Here is a 12,584-nt window from a genome sequence, read left to right as displayed (position 1 = left end):
AGCGGTGACGCCAGAAAGCAAAACGGCGCTTCATGTGAAGCGCCGTTTTGCTATTTGTGCAGCGTACCCGCCTACGCGAACATCGCATCAGATCAGGCCGCGATGCGCGCCTTCCCCGTCACATGCTGGCGCGCATCGTCGCGCCGATGCACACGCTGCCCCGCTGCATACGTCTCATACACGGCACGATCGTCGCCCAGCAGTGCGAACGCGAACAGCAGTTCTTCCAGCGTCCCGGTGCGCGCGGTGCGTCGCGCGAGCAGCGGCGTCGCGTGCGGATCGAGCACCACGAAGTCGGCTTCGGCCTTCGGCTTCAGCGTGCCGATCAGGTCGCCCAGATCGAGCGCTTCGGCTGCGCCCGCCGTCGCCAGCCAGAACATGCGCGTCGCCGTCAGATGATGCCCGCCCAGACGCGCAACCTTGTGCGCTTCGTTCATCGTCTGCAGCATCGAGAACGACGTGCCGCCGCCGACGTCGGTCGCGAGCGCCACAGGCATGCCCGACTCGGCCGCCTTGTCGAAATCGAACAGGCCGCTGCCGAGAAACAGATTCGACGTCGGGCAGTGCGCGGCGACCGCGCGCGTCTCCGCCATCCGGCGACGGTCCTCGGCATCGAGGTGAATGCAGTGCCCGTACACGGCGCGCGGTCGCAACAGACCATAGTGATCGTAGATGTCGAGGTAGCTGCGGTGACCGGGAAACAGGCTCGCCACCCACTTCACTTCGTCATGATTCTCCGCGACGTGGCTCTGGATGAACACGTCGGGATGCAGCTTCGCGAGCGCGCCGGTCGCTTCGAGTTGCGCTTCCGTCGAGGTCGGCGCGAAGCGCGGCGTGAGCGCGTACATCTGGCGTCCCTTGTTGTGCCAGCGCGCGATCAGCTCGGCGCTGTCGTCATAGCCCGATTGCGCGGTGTCGCGCAGAAACTCGGGGCAGTTGCGATCCATCAGCACCTTGCCGCCGATCATCCGCACATTGCGCCGCTGCGCTTCCGTGAAGAGCGCATCGGCCGATTGCTTGTGCACCGTGCAGTAGACCAGCGCCGTCGTCGTGCCGCTCGCGAGCAGCTCGTCGACGAAAAAGCGCGCCGTGTCCTGTGCGACGGCGGTGTCGCTGAACCCGCGCTCGGTCGGGAACGTGTAGGTGTCGAGCCACGGCAGCAGACCCGGCGCAGGCGACGCGATCATGTCCGTCTGCGGGAAATGAATATGCGTGTCGATGAAACCGGGGACGATCAGCTTGTCGCGCATCTCGACCACCTGCGTTCCGGGTGCGAGCTGTGCAGCGACGGACGCATACGCGCCCGCCGCGACGACGTGTCCGTCTTCGACGATCAAAAGGCCGTCTTCGTTGAAGACTGCAGCGTTGGACGATTGCGCAGGATCGCCGTTGAACGTCAGCAGTTGCGCGCGAAAAGCTGTTTGAGTCATGAGTGAAACCGTCTCCGAACTTATGAGGATCAAGCGGATGCGCGCCAGTGCGCATCGAGTTTCGCGATCATCGCGTCGCGCTCCGCGGGCGTCACGAACGACGCCTCGAAGCCGTTGCGGATGATCGTGTACACCTCGGCGTCGTCGAGCTTGAGGGCGTCGATCGTCGCGAGGTAGTTTTCGTTGACGTAACCGCCGAAATACGCGGGGTCGTCGGAATTCACCGTGACGGCGACGCCCTTGTCGAGCAGCGCCTTCAGCGTGTGTTTGGTCAGATCGTCGAACACGCACAGCTTCAGGTTCGACAGCGGGCACACCGTCAACGCGACGCGCGAATCGGCGAGACGCGTGACGAGCGCCGGGTCTTCGATGCTGCGCACGCCGTGATCGACGCGGTCGACCTTCAGCAGATCGAGCGCTTCGTAGATGTACGACGGCGGGCCTTCCTCGCCGGCGTGCGCGACGAGCTTCAGCCCTTTGGCGCGTGCCTTCGCGAACACGCGCTCGAACTTCGACGGCGGATGGCCATGCTCCGACGAATCGAGGCCGACGCCGATCAGCCGGTGCCGGTACTGATCGAACAGGGGCAGCGCCGCGTCGAACGTGGCCAGCGCGTCCTCTTCGGACAGATGCCGCAGGAAGCACAAGATCAGCTTGCTCGTGAGGCCGCGCGTTTCGGCTTCGGCCAGTGCGCGTTCGATGCCCGCGACCACGGTCGCAATCGGCACGCCGCGCTCCGTATGCGTCTGCGGATCGAAGAAGATTTCCGTATGCACGACGTTGTCCGCGAGCGCGCGCTCGACGTAAGCCATCGTCATGTCGTAGAAGTCCTCTTCCTTCAGCAGCACGCTGGCGCCCGCGTAGTAGATGTCGAGGAACGACTGCAGATCGGTGAACGCGTACGCGGCACGCAGCGCATCGATCGATTCATACGCGAGCTTCACGCCGTTGCGTTCGGCGAGCTTGAAGATCAGCTCGGGTTCCAGCGAGCCTTCGATATGAATGTGCAACTCGGCCTTGGGTGCGCCGTTGGTCTTGTGAGCTAGCGGGGACAGTGTGGTTGTCGTCATGGTCGGTCAGTGATTCGGGTTATCGATGGATTTATTCGACGTCCGATGGCTGGTCGGACGTCCCCAATGTGTTTGCAATGCGTGGGTCGATGCGGGTTTCATGCTCACGCCGTCTGCACCGCATGCGCCGCGTTGGCCTCGACGGCCTGCAGCAGTTGCGCCGCCGCCGAAATCGCAATGATCTCCGGCGACTTGTCGACGATGCCGTCCACGCCGAGCGGACATTTCATCCGCGCAATCGCGACGGGATCGAAGCCGCGCGCGGCGAGCCGGTGCTCGAACTGCTTGCGCTTCGTGTGCGAGCCGATCATGCCGAAGAACGCGAAGTCGCCGCGCCGCAGGATGCGTTCGGCGAGATCGAGGTCGCGCGCGTGGTTGTGCGTCATCACGATGAAATACGTGTGCGGCGCGGCCTTGTCGACGGCTTCGTCGGGTGCGTCGTTCGCGTCGATCGTCACGTTCGCCGCGCCCAGCATGCCGGGCTCGGGGAACTGCGCATCGCGTTCGTCGACCCAGCGCACATGGCAGGGCAGGGTCGCGAGCACGCGCACGAGCGCGGCGCCCACGTGCCCCGCGCCGAACAGCACGACGGGGAAGTCGCGCGGCGCGATAGTTTCGGTGAGCAGTGCGCTGCTGTCGTCGAAACCGGCGCCGTCCCATAGCAGGCAGTCGGCGCTTTCGACGCCCGGCTCCGGATCGGACAGCATCACGGCATCGGGGGCGGGCCCGAATGATACGCTACGCACCACCGATTGACCCGCCGCGATGCGCTTCGCGAGCGACGTTACCCAGCCCAGATCGGCGATATCCAGCCGTTCGAAGGCGAGCACCACGGCGCCGCCGCAGCACTGGCCGAGGCTCGGTCCGAGCGCGAACCGCTCGAGCCGCCGCATGTTCGGCGCGCGCATGCCGTCGCGCAGCACCTGGCGCGCGCTTTCGATCGCTTTCCATTCGAGATGCCCGCCGCCGATCGTGTGACGCGCCGAGTCGCGCGTGACGATCATCTTCGTACCGGCGTCGCGCGGCGCCGAACCTTCGGCGCGGGCAACCGTCACGAGCACGACGGCGTCGCCGTGAGCGAGCAGGTGTTGCAGATCGGTGAGCCATGCATGCATCCGGCCGTTCTCCATGCAAGGCCGCGCGGGTTGGCCGCGCAGCCGGTTGATCGTAGGCGCGGCGCGGTCGTGTCGCGCAGCACCTGTGTAGTTGCTATGCCGTCGTGCCTGCGCCCGCCGGTTCCGGCGAAGTGGGACCGGTCGCCCCCGAACTCGTTGCAGCACGCGCGCCAGCCGTCAGTGCGGTAGTCGCGTCGATGGCTTCGATGGCGTCGAGAATCGCTTCGGGCGTCGCGGGTGCGCGCAACGGCGGCGCGTGCGCGGCTTCGGGCGCGGTGGCCGCGACGGCATCGCGAATCGCGAGAAACACCGAGAACGGCAGCAACAAAGGCGGCTCGCCGACGGCCTTCGAGCGGAACACGGTCGGCTCGGCGTTTTCATTGCGGTACAGCTTCACGTTGAACGCGGCGGGCGTGTCGCTGACGGCGGGAATCTTGTACGTCGACGGCGCGTGCGTCATCAGTCGGCCGTCGCGATTCCACCAGAGCTCTTCCGTCGTGAGCCAGCCCATGCCCTGAATGAACGCGCCTTCCACCTGGCCGAGATCGATGGCGGGGTTGATCGACTGGCCGGCGTCGTGCAGCACGTCGGCGCGCACCAGTTTCCATTCACCCGTCAGCGTGTCGATCACGACTTCGGAGACGGCCGCGCCGTACGCGAAGTAGTAGAACGGATGACCCGTCAGCGTCTTCGCGTCCCAATGCACTTTCGGCGTCGCATAGAAGCCGTCGGACCACAGCTGGATGCGCGCGAGATAGGCCGCGTTGACGAGTTGCGGGAACGGTATCGACGCACCGTTCGCATGCGCTTCGCCATGCTCGAACCTGACCTCGTCGGGTGTGCCGCCGAGTTCTTTCGCGGCGAGCGAGGCCAGGCGCGTGCGGATCGTGTGCGCGGCGGCTTCGGCGGCCTTGCCGTTCAGGTCGCTGCCCGTCGAGGCCGCCGTCGCCGACGTGTTCGCGACCTTCGATGTATCCGTCGCCGTCACGCGCACGCGAGCCAGCGGCAGCCCGAACACGCTCGCGACCACTTGCGCGACCTTCGTGTTCAAGCCCTGGCCCATTTCGGTGCCGCCATGATTCACGAGCACCGAGCCGTCCTTGTAGACATGCACGAGCGCACCGGCCTGGTTCAGGAACGGCACGTTGAACGAGATGCCGAACTTGACGGGCGAATACGCGATGCCGCGCTTGAGCACGGGACTCGTCGCATTGAACGCGGCGATCGCGTCGCGCCGCGCGCGATAGCCGCTCGATCCGATCAGTTCGTCGGTGAGCGGCGCGATCACGTTGTCCGTGACCGTTTGACCGTAGGGCGTGACGTTGCGCTCGCCGATACCGTAGAAATTCGCGCGGCGCACGTCGAGTGGATCGCGCTGCAGTTCGCGCGCGATGCCGTCCATCATCACTTCCATCACGAGCGCGCCTTGCGGGCCGCCGAAGCCGCGAAACGCGGTGTTCGACTGCGTGTTCGTCTTGCACGGCAGCGCGACGATATCGACGTCCGACAGGTAGTACGCGTTGTCGAAGTGGCACACGGCGCGCGTCGCGACGGCGCCCGACAGGTCAGCCGAAAAGCCCGCGCGCAGCGCGATCTCGACCCGCGCGCCGAGAATGCGGCCGTCGTCGTCGAAGCCGGCTTCGTAGTCGTAGATCGCGTCGTGGCGCTTGCCCGTGATCATGAAGTCGTCGTCGCGATCGGCGCGCAGCTTCACGGGACGGCGCAGCAGGTGCGCGGCCAGCGACGCCGCGCACGCAAAGAGCGCCGATTGCGATTCCTTGCCGCCGAAGCCGCCGCCCATCCGGCGGCATTCGCACAGCACGCTATGCGTCGGCCAGCCGAACATATGCGCGACGACATGCTGCATTTCGCTCGGATGCTGCGTCGAGCTGTAGACGAGCATGCTGTCCATTTCCTTCGGTACGGCATATGCGACCTGGCCTTCCAGATAGAACTGCTCCTGTCCGCCGACCTCGAACGTGCCCGCGATCCGGTGCGGCGCCTGGGCGATTTTTTCGGCGGGCGCGCCGCGTTTCAGATGCAGCGGCGGCAGCACATACTGCTTTTTCGCCTTCGCTTCGGCGGCTGTCAGCACGGCTTCGAGCGGTTCGTAACGCACGACGTCATCGCTCTTCGCAAGCGCCGCCGCCTGTCTTGCGAGTTCGTGGCTGTGCGCGACGACGATGAACACGGGCTGGCCGAGATACAGCACTTCGCCGTCCGCGAGAATCGGGTCGTCGTGCAGCACCGGGCCACAGTTGTTTTCGCCTGGGATGTCGTCGGCCGTCAGCACGGCGACCACGCCGGGCGCCGCGCGCACGCTATCGAGATCGAGCGACACGATGCGCGCGTGCGCATGCCGCGACAAGCCGAGCGCCGCATGCAGCGTCTGCTGGAGTTCGGGAATATCGTCGGTGTAGGTCGCTTCGCCGCTCACATGCAGCGCCGCCGACTCGTGCGGCAGCGGCACACCGATCGCGGTGGGCGTCTCGTCTCCGGCGGCTTGCGTCAGTTCTGCGCGATGAAGGAACGCATCGGTCTGCCTGTTCATGACATCGGCTCCTGCGCGGCTTGCAGCGCGGCGGCGTCGAAGGCGAATGCATTGACGTCGCACAGCGCGAGCGGATCGGTATCGCGCGTTTCCAGATGGAAGCGCCACAGCAGATTGCACGCGACCTTCAGCCGGTACGCACTCGATGCGCGCATGTCGGTGAGCGGCTGGTAGTCGGCGGCGAGCGCCGTCATCGCGCGTTGCGCCGTGGCGGCGTCCCATGGCGCGCCCTTGAGCACGGCTTCTGCCTGCTGCGCGCGTTTCGGCGTCGCGGCCATGCCGCCGAACGCGATGCGCGCGTCGGCGATCACGCCGTCCGCGATGCGCAGCGCAAACGCGCCGCATACGGCCGAGATGTCCTGGTCGTAACGCTTCGAGACCTTGTAGGTGCGAAAGCGCAGATCGGGCGCGGGACGCGGCACGCGGATCGCCGCGACGAATTCGCCTGCTTCGAGCGCCGTCTTCTGATAACCGAGGTAGAACGCATCGAGCGGCAGCGTGCGCGTCCTGCGCTCGCGCTGCAGCACGACGAGTGCATCGAGCGCGATCAGCGCGGGCATCGAATCGCCGATGGGCGAGCCGTTTGCGACGTTGCCGCCGAGCGTGCCCGCGTTGCGGATCGGCAGCGACGCGAAGCGCGTCCACAGTTCGGCGAGTTCGGGATAGTCGACGGCGAGCGCGGCGTACGCGTCTTCCAGTGAGGCCGCCGCGCCGATCGTCAGCGTTTGCGCGTCGCGTTCGATGGTCTTCAGTTCGGCGACGTTGCCGATGTACAGGATGTCGCCGAGATCGCGGAACTGCTTCGTGACCCACAAGCCGACGTCGGTGCTGCCTGCGAGCAGCCGGGCTTGCGGATGTTGCGCTCGCAGCGTGGCGAAGGCGTCGAGCGTGACGGGCGCGTAGAACGCCGGCGAGCCGAACGCGGCGCCGCGCGCGTCGGGCGCGACGTATTCGAACGTGCCGTTGCGCTGGATCGACTGGAGCGCCCTGACGACAGCCGCGCGGTCGAGCGCGACGCGCGGGTACTGCTGCTCGTCGAACATCTTCTGCGACGCTTCGACGATCGGCCGGTAGCCCGTGCAGCGGCACAGATTGCCGGATAGCGCGGTGTTGATCTCGTCGCGCGTCGGCAGGCCGGCGCCATTGCGTTGATTCTCGTAGAGCGCCCACATCGACATCACGAACCCGGGCGTACAGAAGCCGCATTGCGAGCCGTGGCAATCGACCATCGCCTGTTGCACCGGGTGCAGCGCGCCGCCGGCCGGGCGCAGGTCTTCGACGGTGAAGAGGGCTTTGCCGTCGAGCGTCGGCAGGAACTGGATGCACGCGTTGACGGCCTTGAGCGTGAGCTGTCCGTGCGAATCGGCTTCACCGACGACGACGGTGCACGCGCCGCAATCGCCTTCGGCGCAGCCTTCCTTGGTGCCCGTGCAGTGCAGGTCGTCGCGCAGGTGCTGGAGCACGGTGCGCGAGGCGGGCACGCCGCGGACCTCGCGGACGGTTCCCTGGTGATAGAAGCGGATGGTTTGCGTTGTCACGGCGAATCCTGAAGACATTGCGGACCAGGCGCGCGTTACGCATGGGGTCGAGCCGTAGCCGGCCTCGCGCACGTAGATCGCCATCCAAGCCCGAACATAACACCACTTTGTCCCAAAAATATTTTACGGCGCGAATGGGGGTTATGCGGGGTGGGGCATGACGGGAGGGGCGGATGAAGCGTGCGGATCGGCGCGATGCTCGGCGTCATTCGCGCAAAGGCTTGCTGGGTGGGGATTGGGTCGCTGTGCCCAGGCGCCGGAAGCGGCGTTGGGGGGGGCTGCGAGCTGGCTGGCCTGGCGTTGACGCTGGGGAAGCGTCATCAGGTGGGAAGAGGGCGCGCTGGTGCTGCGCTACGCGCCGGGCCGCGAAATTGCCGGCCCCGGCGCGAGGAAGCCGGAACTTACCGAGCCCGCCGATTACGCCAGAGGCTGATCGCCAGCGCGACAAAAACCACCACGAAGCCGATCAGCGACCAGCCCGGCAGCGAAATGCCGAGAATCGGCGGATAGGGCGTTTCGCACAGCCCCGCGACCTTGAACACACTAGGCAGCCAGTGCGCAGGCGGCAGCCCGTCGACGATCGGCTGCAATGCATCGAACCCGCAGCTGAAATTCGGATGCGACTGAACATACACGTGGCGCGCGGCCGTCAGCAGGCCGCCGAGCGCCGACAGCAACGCCAGCACTTCGAGTAGCCGCACGCCTGTCCAGCCGCGTATCCGCGCACCGAGGAACGCGAAGATCGCGATCAGTAGATAGAAATAGCGCTGGATGATGCACAACGGGCACGGATCTTCGTGCTCGACGAACTGCAGATACAACGCGCCACCCACGAGCGCGAGACAGACGAGACCCAGTAGAACGAGCAGACTGCGCTCACGGCGCAATTTAACGTTATCGATATTCATGATCCTGCTGGCGGTGGAAGTTCGGTAAAGGGTGCGGCGATTCTAGCCGAAGCCCGCGGCGCATGCCGGCGCCCCGGAACGGTCGCGCGTGTTCCGCCGCACGCGTCAGCGGATCGTGTTCAATACCGCTTCGACGGCCCGTCCTATTCCCAGCAGTGCGTCGTCGGCATGCGGCGCGGCGGCCAGCATCAGCCCGACGGGCGCGCCGCCGCGCGGATGACACGGCAGCGAGATCGCGCACGCATCGAGGAAGTTGAACGCGCTCGGATTGCGCAGCACGAGGCCGTTCGCGCGGAAGAACGCGTCGTCGTCATTCACCAGTTCGGCCACGCGCGGCGGCACGATCGGCACCGTCGGCGCGACGAGGGCATCGAAGCGTTGCCACATGGTGCGCGCCTCGGCCAGCACGGCGGCGCGCTCGGCGAGCAGGTCGAGATAGTCGGCGGCCGTCGCCGGCTGGCCTTTGAGGATGCGTGTCAGCACGCGCGGATCGTAGGCGTCCCGGTGCGCGTCGAGCAGCGGCCTGTGCCACGCGTAGGCTTCGATGGGCGAAAAGCCGAAGCGGTTGATCTCGGCGAGACGGTCGAGCGGGGCAAAACGCACATCGCTGACGATCGCGCCCGCCGCTTCCAGATGCTTGAGCGCGGCATCGTAAGCCTCGGCGACTTCCGGCTCGACGCCATCCGTCACGTAATGGTTCAGCACGCCGAGCCGCACCCCTTCGAGCGGCCGCGCAGCCGGGATGACGGGTTCCAGCCCGGCGAGAATCCGGTCGACCAGCGCGCAGCACGCGACCGTCGCGCCGATCGGACCGAATGCATCGAGGGTCGGCGACAGCGGCACGCCGCCCTGTTTCGGCACGCGGTCGGCTGTGGGCTTGAAGCCGGTGAGGCCGCACAGCGCGGCGGGAATGCGCAGCGAGCCGCCCGTGTCGCTGCCGAGCGCGACAGCCGCCATGCCGTCCGCCACTGAAGCAGCCGCACCCGACGACGAGCCGCCCGACACCCGTTCGTCGCCCGTGACGCCGCGCCGGTAGGGCGATAGCGGATTGCCGTAGTGCGGATTGAGGCCGAGGCCGGAGAACGCAAACTCGCTCATGTTCGTGCGGCCGACGATCACCGCGCCCGCGCGCTTCAGGCGCGCGACGGCGGGTGCGTCCGCCGTCGCGGGCGCGGCGTTCGCCAGCACTTTCGAGCCTGCGCGCGTCACCTGTCCTTCGACGTCGAACAGGTCTTTCACGGACACGGGAATGCCCGCGAGCGGCGACAGCACGGTGCCGGCGGCGCGCAGCCGGTCGTGCGCGTCGGCCGTGGCGCGCGCGTTGCCGGCGTCCACCTGCATGAAGACGGCCGCGCCCTGGCCCGCCGGATCGGCGATGCGTTCGAGCGCGGCTTCGACAAGCGCGCGGCTCGTCGTGCGGCCCGCGGCGAGATCGGCGGCAAGTTGGGCGAGCGACGGAAACGGTGTGGGTTCGGGTGACGTGGCGGTGGTCATGGCGTGAATCGGCAGGTCGGTAGTCGGGAACCGTATTGTGACGCTTCGGGCGGCTTCGGCGTCACGCGCGGTGCGAATGGGGTGAAGACCGCGCGGGAGCCCCTGAGTTTCGCGGCGAACGCTCGCCGGCGGGTTTTGCGTGCTTTCGTCGCGTCACGCTAAATCGTTTTTAACCGTTCGTGCGTTACCATCGCGTTTTCAAGATTACTCTTTGTAAGGAAAGACACCATGCACCACGGCATCGGCTTCATTCAGGATCTGGCAGTCGTGATGGCGCTTGCCGGCGTCGTCACCGTGCTGTTCCATCGCCTGAGACAGCCGGTGGTGCTCGGTTATATCGCAGCGGGCGTGATCATCGGGCCGTATACGCCGCCGTTCCAGCTGATCCACGACGAGCAGACCATCCAGACGCTCGGCGAGCTGGGCGTCGTGTTCCTGATGTTTTCGCTCGGGCTCGAATTCAGCCTGCGCAAGCTGTTCAAGGTCGGCGCGACGGCCGTCGTGGCAGCGCTGTCGGAGATCGTGCTGATGCTGTGGATCGGCTACGAGATCGGCAGCGCGTTTGGCTGGAGCCCGATGGATTCGCTGTTCCTCGGCGCGATCCTCGCCATTTCGTCGACGACGATCATCGTCAAGGCGCTCTCCGAACTGGGCCTGAAGCGCGAAAGTTTTGCGCAGCTGGTGTTCGGCATTCTGATCGTCGAGGACATCCTCGCGATCGCGATGCTGGTGCTGCTGTCGGGCATCGCGCAGACGGGCGAGCTGTCGGCGGGCATCGCGTTCGTCACGCTCGGCAAGCTGCTGCTGTTCATGACGGTGTCGCTGGTGGTCGGCATCCTCGTCGTGCCGCGCGCGCTCAACTACGTCGCCAAGTCGCAAAGCGACGAGATGCTGCTCGTGTCGGTGCTCGGCTTCTGCTTCGCGTTCTGCCTGCTGGTCGTCAAGCTCGACTACAGCATCGCGCTGGGTGCGTTCCTGATCGGCGCGATCATGGCCGAATCGCGCCATCTGCACCGGATCGAACATCTGATCGCGCCGCTGCGCGACGCGTTCTCCGCGATCTTCTTCGTGACCATCGGCCTGATGCTCAACCCGGCCGTGCTGGTCGACTACGCGTGGCCGATCGCCGTCATCACGGTCGCGGTGATCCTCGGCAAGATCGTCTCGTGCGGGCTCGGCACCTTCCTCGCAGGCAAGGACGGCCGCACGGCGATGCGCGTCGGCATGACGGTTTCGCAGATCGGCGAGTTCTCGTTCATCATCGCGTCGCTCGGCCTCACGCTGAAGGTGACGAGCGCGTTCCTCTACCCGATCGCCGTTGCCGTTTCCGCGCTGACGACGCTCTTCACGCCGTACCTGATCCGCGCCGCGGACCCGCTCACCCAGCGCCTCGGCCGCGCGATGCCCCGTACGGTCGCCAACGTGTTCGGCATGTACGGGCAGTGGCTCGGCAGCCTGCGGCCGGCGTCCGGCGAGCCGACCATATTCGGTCTCACGCGCCGCATCATTCTGCAGATCGCCGTGAATCTGGCGATCGTCGCGGCGATCTTTCTGGGCGCGTCGTACGGGGCGCCGTATGGGACCGGCTTCGTCGAGAAGTGGCTGCCGTCCGAGCCGATGCAGCGCGTCGTGCTGTGGAGCGCGGCGCTGCTCGTGTCGATGCCGTTTCTCGTCGCCGTCTACCGGAAGACCAAGTCGCTGGCGCTGCTGCTCGCCGAAATCAGCGTGCAGCCGGCGAAGGCAGGGCGCTTCACGAGTGCGATCCGCTACGCCATTTCGGATCTCGTGCCCGTGGTCTCAATGCTCGGCGTGTTTCTGCTCGTGGCGGCGCTCTCCAGCACGATCCTGCCGCCGACGGGCCTGCTCGTCGCCGTGCTGCTGTGCGCCGCGCTGCTGCTGACGCTGTTGTGGCGCTGGTGCGTGCGGATTCACGCGACGATGCAGATCGCGCTGCGCGAGACTTTCGAGGAACAGCCGGATCCATGATGCGGTGCGTGACCGCCCGGCTGAGAAGCGTTTGCGCGAGGTTGCATGTTGTGTCCTGATGTGACGAAATGTGTGCTCGTTTGCCGCAGCGGGGCGCGAGGCGGATAATGAGACATGTCTATTCGTTCACGCGCGAAGACGCGTCTGTCAAACAGTCATGAGCGAGAACAATTCCGATAACGCCGGTGCTCCCGGCAATCCATCTTCTTCCACGGGCCAGTCCGGCGCAGCGGGATCGCCGCCGGCTCCGGCTCCTGGGCCGATACCCGGTCCGGCTCCGACGCCCACTCCCGCAAGGGAAGCCAAAGAAGCGGCTTCCACCGATTCCCCCGAAAGCGCCTCCAATGTGACGCCTGAATCGCCTCAGGTGTCGGCCCAGGCGCCCGCTCAGCCGCCCTCTCACGTGCCCAGCGACGCCGCAGCACAGCGCCGCGAAGCCGAGCAGGCGCGCGCGAGCGCCGCGCAGGCGACCGCGCAGCAGGAAGCGGCGGC

At 66.5% G+C, this 12,584-nt stretch carries 8 protein-coding genes and 1 pseudogene; 2 read left to right on the top strand and 7 right to left on the bottom strand.

Translation table 11 applies throughout. The features are described 5' to 3' along the window. Positions 1-92: 92 nt before the first annotated feature. From guaD to G3N95_RS33440, 7 genes are all read right to left on the bottom strand, one after another. On the bottom strand, positions 93-1,430 hold the full coding sequence (gene guaD, locus G3N95_RS33470) for a guanine deaminase (RefSeq protein ID WP_205974382.1): 1,338 nt from the start codon (positions 1,428-1,430) through the stop codon (positions 93-95). A gap of 29 nt (positions 1,431-1,459) precedes the next feature. Beyond that, positions 1,460-2,500, bottom strand: a complete 1,041-nt coding sequence (locus tag G3N95_RS33465; RefSeq protein ID WP_205974381.1) for an adenosine deaminase — start codon at positions 2,498-2,500, stop codon at positions 1,460-1,462. Positions 2,501-2,604: 104 nt separating this feature from the next. Next, positions 2,605-3,615, bottom strand: coding sequence for a xanthine dehydrogenase accessory protein XdhC (gene xdhC, locus G3N95_RS33460; RefSeq protein ID WP_205974380.1), 1,011 nt, complete (start codon positions 3,613-3,615; stop codon positions 2,605-2,607). Between the two features lie 94 nt (positions 3,616-3,709). Continuing rightward, positions 3,710-6,166, bottom strand: coding sequence for a xanthine dehydrogenase molybdopterin binding subunit (gene xdhB, locus G3N95_RS33455; RefSeq protein ID WP_205974379.1), 2,457 nt, complete (start codon positions 6,164-6,166; stop codon positions 3,710-3,712). Next, positions 6,163-7,704, bottom strand: a complete 1,542-nt coding sequence (gene xdhA / locus G3N95_RS33450) for a xanthine dehydrogenase small subunit (protein ID WP_205974378.1) — start codon at positions 7,702-7,704, stop codon at positions 6,163-6,165. Before xdhA ends, xdhB begins: the two co-directional genes overlap by 4 nt. A 401-nt stretch (positions 7,705-8,105) precedes the next feature. Then, the gene (locus G3N95_RS33445; protein WP_205974377.1) at positions 8,106-8,612 is read right to left on the bottom strand and encodes a disulfide bond formation protein B; all 507 of its coding nucleotides are present in this window, start codon (positions 8,610-8,612) and stop codon (positions 8,106-8,108) included. 105 nt (positions 8,613-8,717) lie between these two features. Further along, a complete protein-coding gene (locus tag G3N95_RS33440; RefSeq protein WP_205974376.1) occupies positions 8,718-10,106 on the bottom strand; it encodes an amidase in 1,389 nt (462 codons plus the stop codon). A 228-nt stretch (positions 10,107-10,334) separates the two neighbouring features. Here G3N95_RS33440 and G3N95_RS33435 point away from each other — a divergent pair, with 228 nt between their 5' ends. Both G3N95_RS33435 and G3N95_RS33430 read left to right on the top strand, forming a co-directional pair. Further along, positions 10,335-12,092 carry a cation:proton antiporter gene (locus G3N95_RS33435; protein WP_205974375.1) on the top strand — a complete coding sequence of 586 codons (1,758 nt, stop codon included), beginning with the start codon at positions 10,335-10,337 and terminating at the stop codon, positions 12,090-12,092. Positions 12,093-12,249: 157 nt separating this feature from the next. After that, a pseudogene (locus G3N95_RS33430) lies at positions 12,250-12,584 on the top strand (peptidase C26); the annotation flags it as partial.

The sequence above is a fragment of the Paraburkholderia sp. Tr-20389 genome (genome assembly GCF_017104565.1).
In the GTDB taxonomy this organism is placed as follows: Bacteria; Pseudomonadota; Gammaproteobacteria; order Burkholderiales; family Burkholderiaceae; genus Paraburkholderia.
Note: the sequence above shows the minus strand (reverse complement) of the source record. Positions and strands in the feature narration are given on the sequence as shown.

Coding starts and splice junctions, on each gene's coding strand:
- G3N95_RS33440 (WP_205974376.1), bottom strand. CDS start 10,106: ATGACCACCGCCACGTCACCCGAACCCACACCGTTTCCGTCGCTCGCC.
- guaD (WP_205974382.1), bottom strand. CDS start 1,430: ATGACTCAAACAGCTTTTCGCGCGCAACTGCTGACGTTCAACGGCGAT.
- G3N95_RS33445 (WP_205974377.1), bottom strand. CDS start 8,612: ATGAATATCGATAACGTTAAATTGCGCCGTGAGCGCAGTCTGCTCGTT.
- G3N95_RS33465 (WP_205974381.1), bottom strand. CDS start 2,500: ATGACGACAACCACACTGTCCCCGCTAGCTCACAAGACCAACGGCGCA.
- G3N95_RS33435 (WP_205974375.1), top strand. CDS start 10,335: ATGCACCACGGCATCGGCTTCATTCAGGATCTGGCAGTCGTGATGGCG.
- xdhC (WP_205974380.1), bottom strand. CDS start 3,615: ATGCATGCATGGCTCACCGATCTGCAACACCTGCTCGCTCACGGCGAC.
- xdhB (WP_205974379.1), bottom strand. CDS start 6,166: ATGAACAGGCAGACCGATGCGTTCCTTCATCGCGCAGAACTGACGCAA.